19 protein-coding genes are annotated in these 22,527 nt (G+C 68.3%); 17 read left to right on the forward strand and 2 right to left on the reverse strand.

What is annotated here, in order from left to right:
• Positions 1-109: 109 nt before the first annotated feature.
• From JFC09_RS05670 to JFC09_RS05710, 9 genes are all read left to right on the forward strand, one after another.
• Entirely contained in the window at positions 110-1,036 is a 927-nt protein-coding gene (locus JFC09_RS05670) for an ABC transporter substrate-binding protein (RefSeq protein ID WP_198393034.1), read from the forward strand.
• On the forward strand, positions 1,033-2,085 hold the full coding sequence (locus JFC09_RS05675) for an ABC transporter ATP-binding protein (protein WP_198393035.1): 1,053 nt from the start codon (positions 1,033-1,035) through the stop codon (positions 2,083-2,085). Before JFC09_RS05670 ends, JFC09_RS05675 begins: the two co-directional genes overlap by 4 nt.
• The gene (locus JFC09_RS05680; protein ID WP_198393036.1) at positions 2,082-2,729 is read left to right on the forward strand and encodes an ABC transporter permease; all 648 of its coding nucleotides are present in this window, start codon (positions 2,082-2,084) and stop codon (positions 2,727-2,729) included. Before JFC09_RS05675 ends, JFC09_RS05680 begins: the two co-directional genes overlap by 4 nt.
• Complete coding sequence (locus JFC09_RS05685; RefSeq protein ID WP_198393037.1) at positions 2,726-3,379, forward strand: ABC transporter permease; 654 nt, start codon at positions 2,726-2,728, stop codon at positions 3,377-3,379. The genes JFC09_RS05680 and JFC09_RS05685 overlap by 4 nt, the downstream gene beginning before the upstream one ends.
• A 127-nt stretch (positions 3,380-3,506) precedes the next feature.
• Positions 3,507-4,877: a trigger factor gene (gene tig / locus JFC09_RS05690; RefSeq protein ID WP_198393038.1), complete on the forward strand. Its 1,371-nt coding sequence runs from the start codon at positions 3,507-3,509 to the stop codon at positions 4,875-4,877.
• Positions 4,878-5,122: 245 nt separating this feature from the next.
• The gene (locus tag JFC09_RS05695; protein ID WP_198393039.1) at positions 5,123-5,716 is read left to right on the forward strand and encodes an ATP-dependent Clp protease proteolytic subunit; all 594 of its coding nucleotides are present in this window, start codon (positions 5,123-5,125) and stop codon (positions 5,714-5,716) included.
• Positions 5,717-5,751: 35 nt separating this feature from the next.
• The gene (locus tag JFC09_RS05700; RefSeq protein WP_198393537.1) at positions 5,752-6,402 is read left to right on the forward strand and encodes an ATP-dependent Clp protease proteolytic subunit; all 651 of its coding nucleotides are present in this window, start codon (positions 5,752-5,754) and stop codon (positions 6,400-6,402) included.
• A 197-nt stretch (positions 6,403-6,599) separates the two neighbouring features.
• Entirely contained in the window at positions 6,600-7,880 is a 1,281-nt protein-coding gene (gene clpX, locus JFC09_RS05705; protein WP_198393040.1) for an ATP-dependent Clp protease ATP-binding subunit ClpX, read from the forward strand.
• 255 nt (positions 7,881-8,135) lie between these two features.
• Positions 8,136-8,846 carry a transcriptional regulator gene (locus tag JFC09_RS05710; RefSeq protein WP_198393041.1) on the forward strand — a complete coding sequence of 237 codons (711 nt, stop codon included), beginning with the start codon at positions 8,136-8,138 and terminating at the stop codon, positions 8,844-8,846.
• Positions 8,847-9,013: 167 nt separating this feature from the next.
• Here JFC09_RS05710 and valS read toward each other — a convergent pair whose 3' ends face one another.
• Positions 9,014-11,695, reverse strand: a complete 2,682-nt coding sequence (gene valS, locus JFC09_RS05715) for a valine--tRNA ligase (protein ID WP_198393042.1) — start codon at positions 11,693-11,695, stop codon at positions 9,014-9,016.
• A gap of 126 nt (positions 11,696-11,821) precedes the next feature.
• Here valS and JFC09_RS05720 point away from each other — a divergent pair, with 126 nt between their 5' ends.
• The 7 genes from JFC09_RS05720 (at position 11,822) to ndk (ending at position 21,009) form a co-directional block, all read left to right on the forward strand.
• Positions 11,822-13,009, forward strand: a complete 1,188-nt coding sequence (locus JFC09_RS05720) for an acyltransferase (protein WP_198393043.1) — start codon at positions 11,822-11,824, stop codon at positions 13,007-13,009.
• Positions 13,010-13,137: 128 nt separating this feature from the next.
• Positions 13,138-13,890 carry an SDR family oxidoreductase gene (locus tag JFC09_RS05725; protein ID WP_198393044.1) on the forward strand — a complete coding sequence of 251 codons (753 nt, stop codon included), beginning with the start codon at positions 13,138-13,140 and terminating at the stop codon, positions 13,888-13,890.
• Positions 13,891-13,939: 49 nt separating this feature from the next.
• Positions 13,940-15,175 carry an FAD-dependent monooxygenase gene (locus JFC09_RS05730; protein ID WP_198393045.1) on the forward strand — a complete coding sequence of 412 codons (1,236 nt, stop codon included), beginning with the start codon at positions 13,940-13,942 and terminating at the stop codon, positions 15,173-15,175.
• A 283-nt stretch (positions 15,176-15,458) separates the two neighbouring features.
• Positions 15,459-18,737: an isoleucine--tRNA ligase gene (gene ileS, locus JFC09_RS05735; RefSeq protein ID WP_198393046.1), complete on the forward strand. Its 3,279-nt coding sequence runs from the start codon at positions 15,459-15,461 to the stop codon at positions 18,735-18,737.
• Entirely contained in the window at positions 18,734-20,131 is a 1,398-nt protein-coding gene (locus tag JFC09_RS05740) for a bifunctional folylpolyglutamate synthase/dihydrofolate synthase (protein ID WP_198393047.1), read from the forward strand. The genes ileS and JFC09_RS05740 overlap by 4 nt, the downstream gene beginning before the upstream one ends.
• The gene (locus JFC09_RS05745) at positions 20,128-20,499 is read left to right on the forward strand and encodes a DUF4233 domain-containing protein (protein WP_198393048.1); all 372 of its coding nucleotides are present in this window, start codon (positions 20,128-20,130) and stop codon (positions 20,497-20,499) included. Before JFC09_RS05740 ends, JFC09_RS05745 begins: the two co-directional genes overlap by 4 nt.
• An 87-nt stretch (positions 20,500-20,586) precedes the next feature.
• Positions 20,587-21,009: a nucleoside-diphosphate kinase gene (ndk, locus tag JFC09_RS05750; RefSeq protein ID WP_198393049.1), complete on the forward strand. Its 423-nt coding sequence runs from the start codon at positions 20,587-20,589 to the stop codon at positions 21,007-21,009.
• 163 nt (positions 21,010-21,172) lie between these two features.
• Here ndk and JFC09_RS05755 read toward each other — a convergent pair whose 3' ends face one another.
• Complete coding sequence (locus JFC09_RS05755) at positions 21,173-21,808, reverse strand: vitamin K epoxide reductase family protein (RefSeq protein ID WP_332839663.1); 636 nt, start codon at positions 21,806-21,808, stop codon at positions 21,173-21,175.
• Positions 21,809-21,892: 84 nt separating this feature from the next.
• Here JFC09_RS05755 and JFC09_RS05760 point away from each other — a divergent pair, with 84 nt between their 5' ends.
• Positions 21,893-22,444, forward strand: coding sequence for an NUDIX hydrolase (locus JFC09_RS05760; protein ID WP_198393050.1), 552 nt, complete (start codon positions 21,893-21,895; stop codon positions 22,442-22,444).
• The last annotated feature ends 83 nt before the right edge of the window (positions 22,445-22,527 follow it).

Genomic DNA, 22,527 nt, shown 5'->3' on the forward strand with positions numbered 1-22,527 from the left:
GGCCTCTGGCGATCCACGACCTTTTTCCGATCGGCCGCCCTGTGCGCGCGCGGTCCGTTGTACGCTCGAGGAACATACGAACCGGTAACGGAAACGAGGCGAGTGAGCTGTGAACACGTCCCGCGGAACCGCAGCAGCTGCGGTCCTGACCACACTCCTCACACTGGGCGCCTGCGGGGGTGGTGATCCCCTGTCCGGAGGTGACGGATCCGGTGGGGACGGCCCACTCGTGGTCTCCAGTGCGAACTTCACGGAATCGGAGATCATCGGCAACCTCTACGCCCAGGCGCTCGACGCCGCGGGTGTGGAGGTGGAGACCCAGTTCAACATCGGATCCCGTGAGGCCTACATCCCGGCGCTGTCCGACGGCTCCATCGACGTGATCCCCGAGTACACGGGGAACCTGCTCCTCTTCTTCGACGAAGACGCGGACGTGTCCAGCCCAGACGCGATCGCGGAGGGTCTGCCCGCAGCGCTCGCAGACGAGGGGCTCGAGGGGCTCCAGCCGGCCGAGGCGGAGAACAAGGACGCGGTCGTCGTCACGACGGAGACCGCTGAGGAATGGGACCTCACCGACATCGGGGACCTCGCCGACCACAACGACGAGCTCACGGTGGCGGGGCCACCCGAATTCGCCGAACGCGCCGTCGGCCTCCCGGGTCTCGAGAAGACCTACGGGATCACGGCGAGCTCATTCGATCCGATCGCGGACGGCGGCGGACCCGCGACGGTCTCCGCTCTGGTCGACGGCGACGTGCGCGCTGCGAACATCTTCACGACGAACCCGGCGATCGAGTCGGAGGACCTGGTCGTCCTCGAGGACCCGGAAGGCCACTTCGCAGCCCAGAACGTCGTACCCGTCGTCCGTGAGGACCGTCTGTCCGACGAAGCGCAGGCAGCACTCGACGCAGTCTCCGCAGAACTCACGACCGACGACCTCATCGCGCTCAATCTGCGCGTGTCCGGTGACGAGAAGGCGGAGCCCGCCACGGCCGCCGCCGACTGGCTGGAAGACAAGGGACTCGCCGGGTCATGATCGAATTCGAGGGAGTCTCGAAGACCTACCCCGACGGCACGGCAGCGGTCGACGGGCTCGATCTGAGGATCGACTCGGGGTCCCTCACGGTGTTCGTGGGCCCCAGCGGCTGTGGGAAGACGACCTCGATGCGGATGATCAACCGCATGGTCGAACCGACGGCGGGACGGATCCTCATGGACGGGCAGGACACCGCGCAGATCCCCACGGTGAAGCTGCGGCAGTCCATGGGCTATGTCCTGCAGGGTGCGGGACTGTTCCCGCACCGGACGGCGATCGACAACGTCGCCACCACCCTGCGGCTGGCCGGCGCATCGAAGGCGGACGCACGGCGGCGCGCGGGGGACGCGCTGCGGCTGGTCCGGCTGCGGCCGGAGCTCGACGACCGCTTCCCCTCGCAGCTGTCCGGCGGGCAGCAGCAGCGGGTGGGCGTCGCCCGCGCACTCGTCGCCGACCCTCCGGTCCTCCTCATGGACGAGCCGTTCTCCGCCGTGGACCCGGTGGTGCGGGCAGAGCTCCAGGGGGAGCTGCTGCGCCTCCGGGGCACACTGTCCCAGACGATCGTGTTCGTCACGCACGACATCGACGAGGCGCTGCTCCTGGGCGACCGCATCGTCGTGTTCGGCCCCGGTGGGACGGTCCACCAGTGCGCGGAGCCGCAGACCATCCTCGAACGTCCCGCAGACGCATTCGTCGCGCAGATGGTGGGCCGGGACCGCGGATTCCGGGCCCTGGGCTTCCACGTGGAGGATCTTCCCGTCCTGCCACTGGGCGACCCGGGCGCGGACGGCGCTCTCGAGGTCCCCGGCGGATCGTGGCGGCTCACGGTGGACGATGCGGGGCGTCCGCTCACGTGGGAGAACGGCGTGACGCGGACACCTGCAGGCGACGGGCACGCTGCGGGTTCGAGCCTGCGATCCGCACTCGATGCCGCACTGTCCTCACCCGCCGGCACCGCCGCCGTGGTCGACGATGCGGGACGCGTGGTCGGCTGGCTCCAGCGCAGCGCAGTCCTGACGGCGCTCGAGGCACCGGCGGGCCGTCCATGAACTGGATGTTCGCGAACCCCGACGAGTTCGCGGCCCTCTTCGCGGAGCACACGGCACTGTCCCTGCTCCCCACCCTCATCGGCCTGGTGGCCGCGGTACCGCTCGGTGCAGCGCTGCGCGGGCTGCCGCGTGCGCGCGCGATCGCAGTCGTCGTCGCGGGCATCGTCTTCACGATCCCGTCGCTGGCGCTCTTCGTCGTCATCCCCGGCCTCATCGGCACTCGCATCCTCGACCCTGTGAACGTCGTCATCGCGCTCAGCATGTATTCGCTGGCACTGCTCGTCCGCTCCGTGCTCGACGCACTCGACGGCGTGCCGCCGGCGGTGCGGGACGCCGCGCGGGCGATGGGATACTCCTCGCTGCGCCGCATCGTCGCCGTCGACCTCCCCGTCGCCGTCCCGGTGCTCGTCCCCGCGCTCCGCGTGGTCGCCGTCACCAACGTGTCGCTCGTGTCCGTGGGCGCCGTCATCGGCATCGGGGGACTGGGCCGCCTCTTCACCGCCGGCTACCAGCGCAGCTACCCGGATCAGATCGTCGCGGGGATCATCGGCACGGTCGTCCTCGCGCTGCTCATCGACCGGCTCCTCGCGCTCGCCGGGTGGTCGCTCACCCGGTGGCAGCGGGTCACGGAGGCGGCCGCATGATCGACACGGCGACCGTCCTGCTGCGGGTCCTCGAGCACCTCGGCTACTCCGGGCTGGCGCTCGGCATCGCGGCGCTCATCGCGGTCCCACTGGGGCTCTACATCGGCCACACCGGGCGGGGGAGCTGGATGATCGCGGGGGCGAACGCGCTGCGTGCCCTGCCGAGCCTGGGCCTCATGACCCTGCTGGTCCTCCTCATCGGCGCGGGAGTCGTCCCGCCGACGATCGCCCTCGTGATCCTCGCGGTCCCGCCGATCCTGTCGAACACGGCAGCAGGGATCTCGGTCGCGGATCCCGCTGCTGTGGACGCGGCGCGGGCGATGGGGATGACGGACCGGCAGCTGCTCCGTCAGGTCGAGCTGCCGATCGCACTCCCGCTCGTCGTGAGCGGGTTCCGGGCGGCGGTGCTGCAGGTCGTCGCGACGGCGACGATCGCCGCGTTCGTCAACCTGGGCGGCATCGGCCGCTTCATCTTCGACGGGCTCGCTCTCTACGATTACGGCCGTGTCGTGCTGGGCGCCGTGCTCGTCGCCGCGGTCGCCCTGGCCCTCGATGGAGCACTGGCACTCGTCGCACGCGCCGTGACCCCGGGACGTGTGGGGCGCACGCGTACACGACCTGATTCTGCAAATGAACGCGTCGGTGAGTAATATTGCGGACGATGTGCGGTCGAGACCTGTGCGACCGCAGATGCACCAGCACGTGACCGTCCGCTCCGCACCCTGCTGCACGGCCCGGCCGTGCTCCGAAAGCGCAGCAGACAACGAGAGGGATACTGTGAAGAGCTCCGTCGAGAACATCGACCCCACAAGGGTCAAGGTCAGCATCGACGCGCCATTCGCCGAGCTCAAGCCGAGCGTCGACGAGGCCTACCGGGAGATCGCCAAGCAGGTGAACGTCCCCGGATTCCGCCGCGGCAAGGTCCCCGCTCGCATCATCGATCAGCGCGTCGGCCGTCCTGCCGTCATGCAGGAGGCCGTCAACGGCAGCCTGGACGAGTTCTACCGCCAGGCGATCACCGAGCACGACCTCAGCCCGCTCGGCCAGCCCGAGGTCGAGGTGCAGGAGATCCCGGGCCTCGACGGCAAGGACGAGGGCGACCTCAAGGTCACGATCGAGGTCGACGTGGCCCCGGCCATCGAACTGCCCGCCTACGATTCGATCGAGGTCGAGGTCGACTCCGTCGAGGTGACGGACGAGGACGTCGCGGAGCAGCTCGACGAGCTGCGTGAGCGCTTCGGCACCCTCGTGAGCGTCGACCGCCCGGCGAAGAAGGACGACTTCGTCACGCTCGATCTCGTCGCGAAGGTCGACGGTGAAGAGATCGATCAGGCGACGGACATCTCCTACGAGGTGGGCTCCGGCTCCATGCTCGAAGGGATGGACGAAGCGCTCGACGGCCTGTCCGAGGGCGAGGAGACCACCTTCGAGTCGACGCTGGCCGGCGGCGAGCACGCCGGCGAGACCGGCATGGTGACGCTCACGGTGAAGGCCGTCAAGGTCCGTGAGCTGCCCGAGGTCGACGACGAGTTCGCCCAGCTGGCCTCCGAGTTCGACACGGTCGAGGAGCTCCGCGAGGACCTCAAGAAGCAGGCCGCGGAGAAGAAGGAGTTCGACCAGGGCGTCGAAGCGAGGGACAAGGTGCTCGACGCACTGCTCGAGCAGATCGACCCGCCGGTCCCGGCGAAGGTCGTCGAGGACGAGGTGCACCGCCACCTCGAGGGTGAGAACCGCCTCGAGGACGACGAGCACCGCGCCGAGGTGACGGAGGAGACGACCCGCAATCTGCGCGTCCAGTTCGTGCTCGACGCCGTGGTGAAGGCAGAGGAGATCGAGGTCTCCCAGCCGGAGCTCATCGAGTACATCATCAACGCCTCCCAGCAGTACGGCATGAACCCCAACCAGTTCGCGCAGTTGCTGGAACAGCAGGGCCAGGTGCCCGCACTCATGGGTGACGTCGCGCGTCGCAAGGGCCTTGCAGAGGTCCTCGCGAAGGCCGTCGTGAAGGACCCCGAGGGCACCGTCCTCGACATGACCGCCTTCACGACCCCCGGCGGTGCCGCTGCGGAAGCCGCAGCAGAGGAAGAGGCGGCAGAGGAAGAAGCCGCCGAGGCGGAGTCCTCGGACGAGGCCGCAGACCAGGAGTGAGCAGGGCGCTCCGTTCGGGAGCGCAGCGGCGGTCCACGACCGACGCGGCCTGTGGAAGGACCCCCGGAGACTTCTCCGGGGGTCCTCTGCGTCCACCGACCCCGGCCCGTTCACGCTGAGGGCGAACACGGGGTGTCCGGAGGACTATTCGGGCGAATGCCCGGGTTACGCTTCCAGACAGACTTCCACACCGACGACAGGAGTGAGACGTGAGCAATGGAGGGACCTCCTCGCTGAGCCCGGTCATGGCAGAGCCTCAGGGCGGACTGGGACTCGACGACCACATCTACAACCGGCTGCTCCGTGAACGGATCATCTGGCTGGGATCGGATGTCCGCGACGACAATGCGAACATCATCTGCGCGCAGCTCATGCTGCTCGCGGCCGAAGACCCGGACAAGGACATCTGGCTGTACATCAACTCGCCCGGCGGCTCCGTCACGGCGGGCATGGCCATCTACGACACCATGCAGTACGTCCAGCCGGACGTCGGCACCGTGGCGATGGGCATGGCGGCGTCCATGGGCCAGTTCCTGCTGTCCTCCGGGACGAAGGGCAAGCGCTTCGCCACCCCGCACACCCGCATCCTCATGCACCAGCCTCTGGGCGGGATCAGCGGTACCGCCACGGACATCAAGATCCAGGCGGAGCTCATCCTGCACATGAAGCGCCAGATGGCGGAACTCACGGCGGAGCAGACGGGCAAGTCCGTCGAGCAGATCCTCGAGGACAACGACCGCGACCACTGGTTCACTGCGGACGAAGCTCTGGACTACGGCTTCATCGACGGCGTCGTCCAGAGCGCCAAGGACCTCACGAACGGGCCCACCGACGCGTGACCGTCGGCGCAGAAGGGAACACTGAAGGACACATGATGAACCACACTCCGTGGAGCGCTGCCGGACAGATGCCCACCTCCCGCTACGTCATGCCGCAGTTCGAAGAGCGGACCCCTTACGGCTTCAAGCGGCAGGACCCCTACACGAAGCTGTTCGACGACCGCGTGATCTTCCTGGGCGTCCAGGTCGACGACACGAGCGCGGACGACGTGATGGCCCAGCTCCTGGTCCTCGAATCACAGGATCCGGATCGTGACATCACGCTCTACATCAATTCGCCCGGCGGCTCGTTCACCGCGCTCACGGCGATCTACGACACGATGCAGTACGTGAAGCCGGAGATCCAGACGGTCTGCCTGGGCCAGGCCGCGTCCGCAGCAGCCGTGCTGCTGGCCGCCGGTGCACCGGGCAAGCGGCTCGCGCTGCCGAACGCGCGGATCCTCATCCACCAGCCGTCGATGCAGGGGCAGGGCCAGGGCCAGGCCTCGGACATCGAGATCCAGGCGAACGAGGTGCTGCGGATGCGCGAATGGCTCGAGGAGACGCTCGCGTCGCACTCGAACAAGTCGCCGGAGCAGGTCTCGAAGGACATCGAGCGCGACCTGTTCCTCACGGCGGAGCAGGCGAAGGACTACGGTCTCGTCGACCAGGTCCTCACCTCGCGCAAGGCGATCCGTCCGGCATGACGAGGGCGTGCGCCGGACGGTCGTCTGCCTCGACGCGGACCGTTCGGTGAGAACCTCACGGCGGCTCAGGACCGGTACGGGCATGACACGCCTGGACCGTCCTGGGCCGCCGTGTCCGTGGGGTATGGGATGCTTGAGGCGATGGAAGTTCGGGGGGTCCGCTGGAAATCGGCGCACCCCTGGGGAAGGCGGTGACAGTGGCGCGCAGTGCAGAGGGAGCTGACCTCCTGAAATGCAATTTCTGCGGGAAGTCCCAGAAGCAGGTCCGGAAGCTCATCGCCGGACCTGGCGTATACATCTGCGACGAATGCATCGGGCTGTGCAACGAGATCATCGAGGAGGAGCTCAACGCGACCGTCGACGAGGCGGATGAGGCGGAGCTTCCGAAGCCCCGTGAGATCTTCGGCTTCCTCGAGGAGTACGTCGTGGGTCAGGACCCCGCCAAGCGCGCTCTGGCCGTGGCGGTGTACAACCACTACAAGCGGATCCGCACCCAGACGGAAGCGCAGCAGGACGACGACATCGAGATCGCGAAGTCGAACATCCTCATGGTGGGCCCCACCGGTTCCGGCAAGACCTACCTCGCACAGACGCTGGCGCGGAAGCTCGACGTCCCGTTCGCCGTCGCAGACGCCACAGCGCTGACGGAGGCCGGCTACGTCGGTGAGGACGTGGAGAACATCCTCCTCAAGCTCATCCAGGCCGCTGACTTCGACATCGAACGTGCGCAGCGCGGCATCATCTACATCGATGAGATCGACAAGATCGCCCGCAAGTCGGAGAACCCGTCGATCACGCGGGACGTGTCCGGTGAGGGTGTCCAGCAGGCGCTGCTGAAGATCCTCGAGGGGACGGAAGCCGCGGTGCCCCCGCAGGGCGGCCGCAAGCACCCCCACCAGGAATTCCTCACGATCGACACGACGAACGTCCTCTTCATCGTCGCCGGCGCGTTCGCCGGTCTCGAAGAGATCATCTCCGCCCGCAAGGGCAAGCACGGGATCGGGTTCGGCGCTCTCCTGCAGTCGGCGGACGATGACGCGGACGTATTCCAGGACCTGCTTCCGGAGGACCTCCACAAGTTCGGGCTCATCCCGGAATTCATCGGTCGTCTCCCGGTCATCGCTGCCGTGGGCAACCTGGACCGTGCCGCACTCATGCAGATCCTCAGCGAACCGAAGAACGCGCTCATGAAGCAGTATCAGCGGATGTTCGAGTTCGACGGCGTGGAGCTCGTGTTCGAGCAGGAGGCGCTCGAAGCGATCGCGGACCTGGCGCTGCTGCGCGGCACTGGGGCGCGCGGACTGCGCTCGATCATGGAAGAGGTCCTCCAACCCGTCATGTTCGACATCCCGTCACGGGACGACGTGGACCGTGTCGTCGTGACGAAGGACGTCGTGAACGACAACGTCGCACCGACAATCGTCCCCAAGGAAGCATCGAAGACCAGCCGCAGCCAATCGCGCCGCAAGAGCGCCTGACGAACCGCCGTGGCAGGCGCCTGACGTCCCCACGGGGCTCGGATGGCCGCCGCGGGTTGCGATGCCTGCACTGACCTCGGAAGCCCACTGCTGATGCGGTGGGCTTCCTTCGTGTACCCGCGGCTGCCGCATGTTCCCGTCCCGGCAGGGCTGTGCCGGGACGGGAACACGAAAGGCAGGGGGACCCCGGGATGCCGTCTTTAAGCTTGAGATCGACCACGCGAAGTGCGTACGGACGATACCCGTGGAGGGATCATGCAGACGACACCCCTGAAGACGACGATTCGATCGGTCCTCGCCGCGGCTGCGGCAGCGGGCATCGCGCTCACCGCCAGTGCGTGCGGCAGTGCAACGCCGGAGGGCTCTGCGGCGGAGGAATCAGTGGTCGCAGACGACACCGGAGCTGACGACACGGCCGCTGAAGGCGCTGGGTCACGAGAGGACGCTGCGGAGGCCGATGGCGCGAGTGGAGGGGACTCCGACGAAGCCGCCTCGTCCGCGGGTGGGGAGAAGACCGAGGTGCAGATCGGCGAGACGATCGAGGACCCCGACATGGGCGATACCCTCGAGGTGCTGAGCGCCGTCCGCGACTTCCCCTCGGAGGAGGAGGCCGACCTGATCGCCGACGGGGGAGAAGTCGTCCTCCTGGAGGTGAGCGTGTCCCCTGGCGAGGAGTACGGCGGACTCGTCTCCATGAACAATTTCAAGATCTCCTGGGACGACGGCGTCGACTTCTGGGGCAGCAAGACCCGCATGATCGAGGACGAATTGGACGACGCGGGCTATCCGGTGTTCGAAGACGTGTCTCGCCGTGACGGGGGAGAGCACACCGGGTGGATGGCGTTCCTCGTGGACGAGCGGGCTGACACGTACCGTGTGAACTACGAGCGGCGGGGCGCAGAGGTCATCGGCTCCGACGACGTGATCGACCCCTTCGAGGACCAGTTCGAGATCCCCGGATCCTGACGTCGAGATCCGCGGACCGGCAGACAGCCGCCTGCGGATACACGAACGGGGCTGCGGGGGATCTGCAGGGGCCGGGGCTCGTCATCCGAGCACCCGGCCCCTCCGTCATCGTCCTGCGATTCCGGCCACGCGAACCGATGGTGCTGATCAGCACCATCGCGGCGGTGTCAGGCGTCCGCGGTCTCGAAGACGACGTCCGTGACGTGCACGGAGGCCTCGATGTCGCTGCCCTCTGCACCCGCCGGGACCTCGGCGGCGGTGCCGGCCGCGGTGCGGACCTCGAGGTCGTCGACGCGGCCGGCAGCCAGCAGATCGTCTCGTGCGGCGGCGACCGCCGTGAGCACGTCCGTGGGTGCGTGGAGCACGGCGTGGGTGATCCGGGTCTTCTGGGAGACCTTCGCCTCGGTCTTCGTCTGCCGGACCTTCGACAGGGCGGACGCGACTTTCTCGAGCATGTCCGTGGGGACCTGCGCCGGTTCCGCGGTGGGCCACGGTGCACGGTGGATCGATCCCTCGCGCCACCACGACCACACCTCTTCCGTGACGAATGGCAGGAACGGCGCAAACAGCCGCAGGAGCGAGTCCAGAGCGGTAGCCAGCGCGGCGTGCGCGGACTGCTGCGCCTCTTCACCCTGCGCACCGTACGAGCGGTCCTTCACGAGTTCGACGTAGTCGTCCGTGAAGTCCCAGAAGTACGATTCGACGACGCGCAGCGCCTGCGCGTTGTCGTAGGCCTCCATATGACGTCCCGCTTCCGCGACCACCGTCCGCAGCCCGGCGATGACGGACCGGTCGAGCTCGTGGGTGAGGAGGTCCTCGCGGCCCACGTGACCGGCGTGCACGCCCTGTGCCAGCGCGAACTTCGAGGCGTTGAGCAGCTTCATCGCCAGACGCCGGCCGATCTGCATCTGCTGCGTGTCGTACGCGGTGTCCGCACCGAACCGGGCACTGGCCGCCCAGTAGCGCACGGCGTCGGGACCGAACCCGGGCTTCTGCTCCGCGAGGATGTCGCTCGGCACGACGACATTGCCCTTCGACTTCGACATCTTCTTCCGGTCCGGATCGAGGATCCAGCCGGACAGTGCGGTGCGACGCCACGGGACGGAATCGTTGAGCGAGTGGGCACGGACCATCGTGGAGAACAGCCATGTGCGGATGATGTCGTGGCCCTGGGGGCGCAGGTCCATCGGGAAGACGTTCGCGAAGAGGTCCTCGTCCCGCGTCCATCCGCTCACCAGCTGCGGTGTGAGCGACGACGTCGCCCATGTGTCGAGGACGTCCGGGTCCGCACTGAACCCGCCGGGCTGGTCCCGCTGGTCCTCGGTGTAGCCGTCCGGTGCGGTGACGAGCGGGTCGATCGGCAGCTGTGCGTCCTGCGGGACGAGCGGATCGTCGTAGTCCGGGGTGCCGTCCGCATCGAGGCGGTACCAGAGCGGGATCGCGACGCCGAAGTGGCGCTGGCGGGAGACCAGCCAGTCGCCGTTCAGCCCGTCGACCCAGTTCTCGTAGCGGGACCGCATGTAGCCGGGGTACCACTCGATGTCGCGTCCGCGGTCGATGAGCTCTCCCCGCAGGTCCGCGGAGCGCCCGCCGTTGCGGATGTACCACTGGCGGGACGTGACGACCTCGAGCGGCTTGTCGCCCTTCTCGTAGAACGGCACCGGGTGGGTGATGGGCTCCGGCTCCTCGAGCAGGTCACCCGAGGCCTCGAGCAGCTCCGCGATCTCCTTGCGGGCCGTGAAGGTGGTCTTGCCTGCGAGTGACTGGTAGGCCTCGCCGGCACCCGGAGCTGGGGAGTCCGCGATCCAGGACGGGGTCTCCCGGCTGAGCCGCCCATCGCGCGTGATGACCGCGCGGGTGGGGAGGTCGAGCTCGCGCCACCAGGTGACGTCTGTGAGGTCGCCGAACGTGCAGACCATCGCGATGCCCGTGCCCTTGTCCGCCTTCGCGAGGCCGTGGGCGCGGACCTCGACCTCCACACCGAAGAGCGGGGACACGACGGTCTTCCTGAACAGGTCCCGGTACCTCTCGTCGTCCGGGTGGGCGACGAGGGCGACGACCGCGGGAATGAGCTCCGGCCGCGAGGTGACGATGACGACGGGCTCCTGTGTGCGGTCGGCAGTGCCGTCTTCCGCAGCCGGGTAGAAGGCGACCTTGTGGTAGGCGCCGTCCCTCTCACGGTCCTCGAGCTCCGCCTGCGCGACAGCGGTGCCGAACGACACATCCCACATCGTGGGGGCGTCCTGCGAGTACGCGTTGCCGGTCGACAGGTCCGCGAGGAACGCGCGCTGGGAGATCGCACGTGCGGTGTCGTCGATGGTCCTGTACGTGTACGACCAGTCGACTGACAGGCCGACGGAGCGGAACAGGTGCTCGAAGACCGCCTCGTCCTCGGCGGACAGGGTGAGGCACAGCTCGATGAAGTTCTGGCGCGACACCTTCACGAAGTCGCGGGTGTTGCGCGGGGCCTTCGCCGGAGGCGTGAAATCGGGGTCATAGGGCAGTGACGGGTCACACGTGACGCCGTAGAAGTTCTGCACCCGGCGTTCGGTGGGCAGGCCGTTGTCGTCCCAGCCCAGCGGGTAGAAGACGTTCTTCCCCGTCATCCGCTGGTAGCGGGCGATGACGTCCGTCTGCGTGTACGAGAACACGTGTCCCACGTGCAGAGAACCGGACGCGGTGGGAGGAGGGGTGTCGATGGAGTAGACATCGTCGCGGGAGGTGTCCGGGTCGAACGCGTAGACACCCGTCTCACTCCACGTCGTGTCCCACTTGTCCCTGAGGCCCTCGAGGGCCGGCCTGTCCGGAAGATGCACCGAGTCATGTGTGCTGGAATCGGAAGTCGTCATGCGTGCGATTGTCCCACACGGGCCCCCGGACGCCGGACGGGTGGAGCGCCCCGCCGCAGGTGGAGTGGTGCAGCTGACGCCCTGCGGAGGTGGGATCCCGCCGCGCGCCCTGGCAGGATTGAGCGCATGGCACTGATCGACCGCGTGGACGAGACGGGACCGCCCCCGCGGTCCACCCAGTGGATGAACCCCACCCGGTCCCTGGCGATCATCGCGGTCATCGCCATCCACACGATCGCGGACACCGTCGGCCTCCGCTTCGCCGACCACGGCAGCGGGCCGTGGTGGGCCGCGAACCTCATCGACTCGGCGAGCCGCTGGTCCGTCCCGGTGTTCCTCATGATCGCGGGTGCGCTTGCACTGGATCCGACGAAGGGCGGTCGGCCCCGCGACTTCCTCTCGAAGCGGTTCTGGAGGATCGGCGTCCCCCTCGTGGCGTGGACCGCGATCTACATCCCCTACCGGCTGTTCGTCATGGCGGGTCGGGAGACGGGGTGGGACCCCGTCACGGCGATCCTCACGGGTTCGCCATTTGTCCAGCTCTACTTCCTCTACGTGCTGGCGCTGCTCACACTGCTCACCCCCTTCATGCGGCAGCTCACCGTCCACGGGTCGCGGCGCGCGCAGTGGGGCACCGCACTCGTACTGCTGGGCATCGGCATGGTCGACCACTTCGCGTCGGTCCTCGCCGGGGTGGGGGAGCCGAACATCGCCACCCGGTTCCTGCCGCTCATGGGCTACTACCTGTTGGGCTGGATCCTGCGCGACCACCTGGTGCGGGGGCGCGCGTTCGTGTGGGCAGTCGTGGGCTTCGTGGGCTCGATCGCGTTCACAGCACTGTGGGCGGGGTGGGGTCCCGGCGACCGGCCGTGGGTCATCGTGTACGAGTACATGGCGCCCACTGTCGTGGTCATGAGCCTCACCGGCTACCTCGTCCTCCACCGGGTCTTCGCGAACGACTTCCGCCCGTACCTGGGCCTGCGCAGGCTGTTCCCCTATTCGTTCGGGGTGTTCCTCCTGCATCCCCTGCTCGTGTACTCGCTGCGGAAGGTCATCGGGGTGCCGGACTCCGTGACCGCAGTGCTGTTCCACGGTCTCGTCCTCCCGCTCGTCTACGCCCTTGTGTGTGCGGTCGTCACGAAGATCGCTCTGCGGACGCCCGTGGTACGGATCGCGTTCGGTGAGGTGCCGGTCGGCGTGGCCGCGCCGGTGCAGCTGCGTGCCGCTGTGCCGGTGGAGGACGCGGGTCCCGCGAGCGATGAAGGTCCGACGGAGGCCGACGACGTCGACGGGGCGGCCGCAGGCGGGCGGTAGCGGGGCACGGGAGTGTCCGCCGGGGCGCGGAACGAGAGCACCGCTTCTCTGCAGGGCTCCTCACTAGACTGCAGGGAGGAGACCGCTGCCGTCACCGGACGGCAGCCCGTTCTGCAAGGAGGAGACACATGTCCGCATTGCGAGCCGTCGTCACGGGAGCCAGTTCAGGCATGGGCGCGGAGACCGTCCGCAAGCTGCGAGCCCTCGACTGGGACGTGGTCGCAGTCGCACGCCGCGAGGAGGAGCTCAAGGCGCTGGCCGAGGAGACCGGGTGCGACTACATCGTCGCCGACATGACGAGCGACGAATCGGTCGCTGCGATGGCGGAGCAGGTCCTGGCAGGAGGGACCGTCAACTCGCTCGTCGCGAATGCGGGCGCAGCCTTCGGGAGCGATCAGGTCGAAGGGGCGGACCTCGACGACTGGTCGGGCATGTTCGACCTCAACGTCCTGGGAGTCGTCCGCAGCGTCAAGGCTCTGCTGCCCGCGCTGGAGGAATCGGGTCGCGGCGACATCGTCGTGATGTCCTCCACAGCAGGCCACATCGTCTACGAGGGCGGTGGCGGCTACGTCGCGTCGAAGCACGGATCACACGCGGTCGCCGCGACTCTGCGGCTCGAACTCGCGGGACGCCCGGTGCGTGTCATCGAGATCGCGCCCGGCATGGTCGCGACGGAGGAGTTCTCCCGCAAGCGGCTGGGGTCGCAGGAGGCGGCGGACAAGGTCTACGAAGGTGTGGAGAAGCCCCTGACGGCAGAGGACTGCGCCGACGCCGTCGTCTGGACTCTCACCCGCCCCCACCACTTCAACGTCGATCTCATGGTCATCCGCCCCATCGCGCAGGCCGCCCAGCACAAGGTCGCGCGGAACCAGGGGCTGTGACCGGAAGCTGGTCGACGCGGGGAGGTGCCCCGTGAACCATGGCGGGTCGATGGCTGAGGGTTTGCGCGTGGCCGTCGTCGGGGCGGGGATCGCGGGTCTTGCCACAGCCGTCGGTCTGACCCGCGCAGGGGCGGCGGTCACCGTCTTCGAGGAAGCGCCGGCGGTGAGGTCCGCAGGATCGGGCCTCACCGTCTTCGGCGGCGGACTGCGTGCACTCGACGCCCTCGGGGTGGGTGGGGCCTTCCGTGCCCTCACCGATGCGGACGTCCGCCTGCTGCGGGGCGGGCAGCGCACCCCTGACGGCCGCTGGCTCGCCGCGATCCCCTCCGACGCGGTCGCGGAGATGAGGGTCGTCGACCGCGGCGACTTCCATCGCATGCTCCTGCGGGCAGTGGGGTCCGCCGCGACGATCCGCACGGGGACACGCGCGACGTCCGCGGCACCCGACGGCACCCTGAGATGGGAGACGGCGGAGGGGCACCACCGCGCGGGCTCGTTCGACCTCGTCGTCGGAGCCGACGGCATGCGGTCGAACGTGCGTGCCGCGTTCCCCGACGACCCGGGCGGACGCTACGCCGGATACAGCGCGTGGCGTGGCATCACCTCCGCGCCGGTCGACCTCGACGGTGAGGCCGGCGAGACGTGGGGTGCCCGCACGCGCTTCGGCATGGCGCCCCTCGCAGACGGCCGCGTGTACTGGTTCGCGGTCGCGACGATGCCGGAGGAAGCTGTCTTCCACGACGAGCCGGCAGTGCTCAAGGCACTGTTCGGCCACTGGCACGACCCGATACCCCGCCTCCTCGCCGCGACCGACCCCGCCAGCGTGCACCGGCTGCCGATCCTCGAACTCGCCCGCGACCTCGGCTCATACGTGGCCGGGCGGATCGTGCTGGTCGGCGATGCGGCCCACGCGATGACCCCCAACCTGGGGCAAGGGGGCGGGCAGGGCCTCGAGGACGCCGCGGAGCTGTGCGCTGTGCTGGCCCACCATGCCCGCCCAGCCCACCATGCCCGCCCAGCCCACCGCGAACACGGATTGGACGAGGCGCTCGCCCGATACGACGCGCGGCGCAGACCGCGATCTCAGCGCATCTCCCGATTGTCCCGGCTCATCGGGGACGTCGCACATGTTCCCGGCCCCCGCCTCACACGGCTGCGGGACACGATCCTGAGCCTCACTCCGGAGGCCGCACTGCGACGCCGGGTCCGCGCCGTGCAGGAGTGGGACGGACCAGGAGTGGGACGGACCGGGGAGCTGCGTGCGTTAGACTCGTGCGTGCGTTGATCCGGCCATCACCGGGGAGCATCCGGAAGAACGGTCTGTGGGGTCGCAGCACCATCGCGAGATGTGCTGCTGCGAGAGTCGCACAGGATCCAGTAGAACCGGACGGGCCGGCCCGTGACAGCCGAATGAGCGATTCGCGGCGCGTTCCACGGGACGGGCGCGCGGATAAGCGGGGTGGTACCGCGGCAGCGTCCAGACACGCAGTCGTCCTCGCACGGGAAGAACCGTAAACAGGGAGACGGGTGCCGCCTGGTGCACGTGTCCCGCGCACCAAAGGACGCTCATGAGTGACAGCATCTACCCCAAGCAGGGATCGGCCTTCGGCCTGTCCGCCTCACCGTCATTCCCTGCTCTGGAACAGCGCATCCTCGACTTCTGGGATGCGGACGACACCTTCCGCGCCAGCGTCGAAGCCCGCGGCGCGGGGGAGAACGGCGAGAACGAGTTCGTCTTCTACGACGGCCCTCCGTTCGCCAACGGTCTGCCCCACTACGGACATCTCCTCACCAGCTACGTGAAGGACGTCGTCCCCCGCTACCAGACGATGCGCGGCAAGAAGGTCGAACGCCGCTTCGGCTGGGACACCCACGGGCTGCCGGCAGAGCTCGAGGCGATGAAGCAGCTGGGCCTCAAGACGAAGGACGAGATCCTCGACATGGGGGTCGGGAAGTTCAACGAGGCCGCCCGCGCTTCCGTGCTCCGCTACACGGACGAGTGGGAGTCGTACGTCAACCGGATGGGCCGCTGGGTCGACTTCGAGAACGACTACAAGACCCTCAACCCCACCTTCATGGAGTCGGTCCTGTGGGTCTTCAAGACCCTCTACGACAAGGGGCTCATCTACGAGGGCTACCGCGTCCTCCCGTACTGCTGGTCGGACGAGACTCCGCTGTCCAACCACGAGCTGCGCATGGACGACGACGTCTACAAGATGCGTCAGGACCCGGCGGTGACGATCGGCTACAAGCTCACGGAACCCGGTGCGGACGGCGAGGACGAATGGGTCCTCATCTGGACGACGACCCCGTGGACGGTCCCCAGCAACCAGGCCGTCGCCGTCCACCCGGACACCGACTATGTGGCAGTGCGCGCAGGCGATGACGCACCGGAGGAGTTCCGGGGGAAGACCTTCGTCCTCGCTCGTGCCCGCCTGGGTGCATATGCCCGCGAACTGGGCGAGGAGCCGCAGGTGCTGCGCTCGTATTCCGGCAGGGACCTGCTGGGCCGTTCGTACGAGCCGCCCTTCCCCTACTTCGAGGGCCGGCAGGCCGAATACGGCGAGCGGATGCACACGATCCTCGAAGCGGACTTCGTCACGACGGAGGACGGCACCGGGATCGTCCACCAGTCGCCGGCGTTCGGTGAAGAGGACAAGGTCCTCACCGATGCGTACGGGATCACGGCGGTGCGCCCCGTCGACGACGCGGGCACCTTCGACCATCAGGTGCCGGACTACCGCGGCCAGCAGGTGTTCGATGCGAACCGTGACATCGTCCGCGATCTCAAGAACCACACGGGCCCGCTCGAGGGTCGCTCCGCCGTGCTCCTGCGGCACGAGACCTACGACCACTCCTACCCGCACTGCTGGCGCTGCCGGAATCCTCTGATCTACCGCGCCGTGTCGTCGTGGTTCGTCTCCGTCACGACGATCAAGGAGACGATGCTCGCGACGAACGAAGAGATCACGTGGGTGCCGGACAACGTCAAGCACGGGCAGTTCGGCCGGTGGCTGGAGAACGCCCGCGACTGGTCGATCACCCGCAACCGCTTCTGGGGCTCTCCCGTCCCGGTGTGGCAGTCTGACGACCCGGAGTACCCGCGCCTGGACGTCTACGGATCCTTCGCGGAGCTCGAGCGCGACTTCGGACGTCTGCCGGTCGGCCCGGACGGCGAACCGAACCTCCACCGCCCGTACATCGACGAGCTCACCCGGCCCAACCCGGACGACCCGACGGGGAAGTCGACGATGCGCCGCGTCGAGGACGTCCTCGACGTGTGGTTCGACTCCGGCTCCATGCCGTACGGCCAGGTCCACTACCCGTTCGACAACGCGGAGTGGTTCGAGAACCACTACCCGGCCGACTTCATCGTCGAGTACATCGGGCAGACCCGCGGCTGGTTCTACACGCTGCACATCCTCGCGGCCGCGCTGTTCGAGAAGCCGGCGTTCCGTGACGTCATCTGCCACGGGATCGTCCTGGGCTCCGACGGGCAGAAGATGTCGAAGAGCCTGCAGAACTACCCGGACGTGAACGAGGTCTTCGACCGCGACGGCTCGGATGCGATGCGCTGGTTCCTCATGTCCAGCCCGATCCTGCGCGGCGGCAACCTGGTCGTCACGGAGCAGGGGATCCGCGACGGCGTGCGGCAGGTGCTGCTGCCGCTGTGGAACGCGTGGCAGTTCTTCGCGACGTACGCGAACACGGCGGACGGCACTGCGGGCCCCGCGACCGGCTACGAGGCGAAGGACTCCCTGATCTCCGATCAGGTGCTCGACCGCTACCTCGTGGCGAAGACGCGGGAGTTCCTCGACGAGTTCCGCGCAGCGATGGACTCGTACGACATCTGGGCGGCCTCGGCGCTCACGCAGAGTCATCTGGACATGCTGACGAACTGGTACGTGCGGCGTTCGCGCCGTCGCTTCTGGGACGGCTCGGAGGTCACACACCCCACGTTCGACGTATTCGCGACGAGCTTCGAAGCACTGCTGCGTGCGATCGCTCCGCTCCTCCCGTTCGCGACGGAGGAGATCTGGAAGAGCCTCACCGGCGGCCGCTCCGTGCATCTCGCGGACTTCCCCGACGCCCAGGCATTCCCGGCCGACGAGGATCTCGTCGCCGCGATGGACTTCACCCGATCCGTCTGCTCCGCCGGTTCCGCTCTGCGCAAGGCCCGCAACCTGCGGGTCCGGCTGCCGCTGTCGGAGCTGGTGCTCGTCACCGACCTCGCCCTGGGTGAGGAATTCACGTCGATCATCGCGGATGAACTGAACGTCAAGACGGTCCGCGTGCTGGGCAGCGCCGAGGCCCGCGACGCCGGCTTCGCGTTCGAACGCCGCCTGACCGTCAATGCGCGTGCCGCGGGCCCCCGACTGGGCAAGGACGTGCAGCAGGCCATCCGCGGGTCGAAGACCGGTGACTGGTCCGTCGAGGACGGTGTCGTGACCTCCGGCGGCATCGAGCTCGTCGACGGCGAGTACTCGCTGGACGAGCACGCTGAGTCCGCTTCCGAATCGCTGGCGCTCGCGCCGGTCGAGGGCGGGTTCATCGCCCTCGAGACTGCTCTCACCGATGAGCTGTCGGCCGAAGGCACAGCGCGCGATGCGATCCGTGCGATCCAGGGTGTGCGCAAGCAGCTCTCGCTGCACGTCTCCGATCGCATCCGGGTCACCCTCTACGTGCCCGAGGCCGTCGCCTCCGCGCTCACCACCCACCACGACCTCGTGGCCGGGGAGGTGCTCGCCGTCGATCTCGCGGTCGCGCCGCCGGACAGTGCGGAGACCGCTGCGCTGGCAGTGGGCGAGTTGGGCGAGGGCGCGTCCGTCATGGTGGTGAAGGCATGACGGAACACGACTCCGGCGAGCTGGCGCGGGTCTATGCGTCGCTGCTGGCACGGGCCGGTGAGACGCAGGTCGAACTGCGCCTCGATGCGACTCGCCGTGCGTGCGAGCTGCTGGGCGACATCCACACGGCGGCACCTGCGATCATGCTGACCGGCACGAACGGGAAGACGTCGACGGCACGGATGGTCGACACGCTGCTCACGGCGCACAACCTGCGGGTGGGACGGTTCACGAGCCCCCACCTCACGCGGGTGACGGAACGGATCAGCGTGGATGGCGAAGAGGTGGACGTCGCGACGTTCGCTCGGATCTACGACGAGGTCGAGCCGTACCTGCAGATGGTGGATGCGGCGCTCGCGGAGGAGAACAGGCCTGCACTCACGTTCTTCGAGGCGCTCACGGTGCTGGCGCTTGCCGTCTTCGCGGACGCCCCGGTGGACGTCATGGTGCTGGAAGTCGGTATGGGCGGCGAATGGGATTCGACCAACGTCGTCGATGCGCGCGTGTGCGGCTTCACCGGGGTGGGGCTGGACCACCAGGCCTTCCTCGGCGACACGGTCGCTGGCATCGCCCGCACGAAGGCGGGGATCCTCGACCGCTCGGTCGATCCGACACCGGAGCCGGAGCCTCTCGTCATCATTGCGGACCAGCCGGAGCAGGAGGCCTTCACCGCGCTCGCGGACGAGGTCTCCCGGAGGGGTCTGCGCGCCTGGACGGAGGGGCAGGGGTACGGGGTCCTCGACCGCACCCTCGCCGTCGACGGGCAGATGGTGTCGCTGCGTGGCATCGGCGGTGACTACCCGGACCTGTTCCTCCCGCTGCACGGCGCACACCAGGTGCACAATGCGGCGACCGCACTGGCGCTCACCGAAGCGTTCCTCACCGGCGGAGACCGGCCGCTGGCGGCGGACGCGGTGGGAGAGGCCTTCGCCGCGATGACCAGCCCGGGACGGCTGGAGGTCCTCAAGGCGGAGCCGACGATCCTCGTCGACGGGGCACACAACCCTGCGGGGGCGAGTGCGCTCGCAGACGCGATGCACGAGGCGTTCGAACTGACCGACGTCACCGTCGTCCTGGGCATGTTCGCGGACAAGGACCCGCACGGGGTCCTGGAGCACGTGCATCGGTTCGCGGACCGTGTCATCGTCACCCAGGCGCTCAGCGAGCGCGCGATGGACACGTCCGCTCTCGCAGCCGCCGCGGCGGAATGGTTCGACGAGGACGATGTGACAGTGAAGTCGACGGTGAAGGATGCCCTCATGGCCGCGTTGGATCTTGCCGACGTCGCCGAGGCCGCCGCGGGTGAGCGTGCCCGCGCGGGCATCGTCGTGACCGGCTCGCTCCTCACGGTCGCGGAAGTGCGCATCCTGCTGGGACGAGGAGGTGTGGAATGACAGAACAGGCGAGATCCAAGATTCCGGTTCTCTGCGGGACGGTGCTGGTGTGCGAGGTGCTGGTCCTGTACTTCGCGGGCCTCACCGGCTACGGGCTGCGCCCCGAGACCGTCCCGTACGGGGTGTTCGTCGGGCTGCTGACGGCCACCGCCGTCCTCATCATCGCGGCGGCGGCGCTCCTGCCCCGCCGGCGGTTCCAGAAGCGGCCCGGCATCCTCCTGGGGTGGATCGGACAGGTCGTCATCCTCCTGCTGGGGATCGTCATGCCGGCGCTCATCGTCATCGCCGTCGTGTTCGGCGCGATGTGGGCGGTGGGGGTCTACTGGGGCCTTCGCATCGACCGGGAGGCGGCTGCCCGCGAGGCGTGAGCCGTGTCGCCGCTACACTGGGCGACCGGACCGCGGTCGCTGGACACCGCATTCGAACCCCCGTACTCCCTCAGGAATGGAGACCCCATGTCAGAGCGCACGCTCATCCTCGTGAAGCCCGACGGCGTCGAACGCGGCCTCGTCGGCGACGTGCTCGCCCGCATCGAGCGCAAGGGCTACCGTCTGGACCGGCTGGAGCTCGTCGAGGCGACGAACGATCAGCTCGCGGCTCACTACGCGGAGCACGAGGGCAAGCCGTTCTATCAGCCGCTCGTCGATTTCATGTCGTCCGGGCCGCTCGTCGCCGTCATCGCCTCCGGTGAGGGCGTGATCCGCGGCTTCCGTGTGCTGGCGGGGACGACCGATCCCACGGAGGCCGCACCGGGCACGATTCGCGGCGACCTCGCCCGCGATTGGGGCGCGAACGTGCAGAAGAACATCGTCCACGGTTCGGACTCCGTCGAATCCGCGGAGCGTGAGATCGGCATCTGGTTCCCCGCAGGCGCCTGACGCGCACGCGAGGCAGGAGCCGGAAGCACACGCGCATGCGAGGCAGGAGCCTCGCGAGCGGTCGCGCAGAGAGAGGGACAGGTCTCAGGACCTGTCCCTCTCTCGTGTGGTTGTGGGTGCTTCGTGCCCCACGGGGGCCTCGGACCGCACGGGGTGGGGAGGCTCAGATGAGTGAGCCGAAGTAGGTCCAGAACTCGACGATCATGGTGGCGGCGATGACGAGCAGCCAGACGGCCGCGATCGCGACGGGTGCGGACGCCAGGACGCGGAGCACTGTCGAGCGCTGTGCGGTCGCGCCCAGGGCGCCGCGCAGGATGTTCGACGCGACGACGACGCAGAACTGGAGGATCGTCACGACCCAGACGACCATGCACCACGGGCACCCCACGCCGATCTCGAAGATCGAGGTGTATTGGAGGAACGTGACGAGGGCGACGCCTCCCAGCAGTCCGATCGCGAGTCCGTTCATGATCCAGTGCGGCACGTCGACGCGCGACAGCAACAGGACCCCCAGGACGATGGGGACCATGAAGGCGAACACTCCCAGGAGCTGATTGGGGAACCCCAAGAGCTCTGATTCCTGGTACGTCATGACGCTGCCGCACGAGAAGAACGGGTTGAGGTCGCAGCCCAGCACGACGTCGGGGTCCTCGAGGATCCGGAACTTGTCGAGGGTGAGCTCGAATGCCGACAGCAGTCCGATGACCCCAGTGACGACGAGGAGGGCTCCGAGCCCTCTGTGGCCGGTGAACCATCGGCGGGGCTGATCGGTCACGGGCGCGGTCTCGAGTGTGCTCACGGTGCAAGAATGCCCGACTCCACGACGGGTGCGCAAAGCCTGGGAACGGCTGAAGGGCGAAAGGGCGAGAGGTACTGTGCCCGTATGGAGTTCCGTGACTACGACACCCGACTCGCCGCCTACTGCGTCATCGTCGAACCGCGAGAGGGCCGTGACTGCGTCCTCCTCAGCATGTTGAGCGCGGAGCGGACGCGCTGGGGGAGCATGTGGACGCTGCCGGGCGGAGGGGTGGAGTACGACGAGGGGTTCGAGAGCGCGGCGGTCCGGGAGGTGAAGGAGGAGACCGGGTACGACGCCCGCATCGTCGGTGTGCTGGGGGCACGGACCTTCACCCCTCAGTCGCGTGGGACGGACGAGCCCGGCGGGAGGCCGTTCAAGAGTGCTGCCGTCGTCTTCGAGGCGGTCGTCACGGGTGGGGAGCTGGGAACTCTCGAAGTGGGCGGGAGCACGGAGTACGCGGCGTGGGTGCCGATCGAGGACGTCATGCCGGTGCCGCGGGGCTCCGCACCTCCGCCCGACCACACGTCGGCGGGGCCCGACCGTGCGAGCGACGGTGTCCGAGTGGTCTCCACTGTTGGGTACGCACTCGATCTGTGGCTGCGTCTTCAGAGAACGCGCAGTCTCCCTGTGACATAATGATCGGAGTGCAGGCCCGTACACACCCGGGCCGGTCCCGCTTCCACCGAGCCGAGCAGCGCGCGTGGCGGTCTCACCGCCGT

Source organism: Brevibacterium yomogidense, from assembly GCF_016107685.1.
Classification (GTDB): domain Bacteria; phylum Actinomycetota; class Actinomycetes; order Actinomycetales; family Brevibacteriaceae; genus Brevibacterium; species Brevibacterium yomogidense.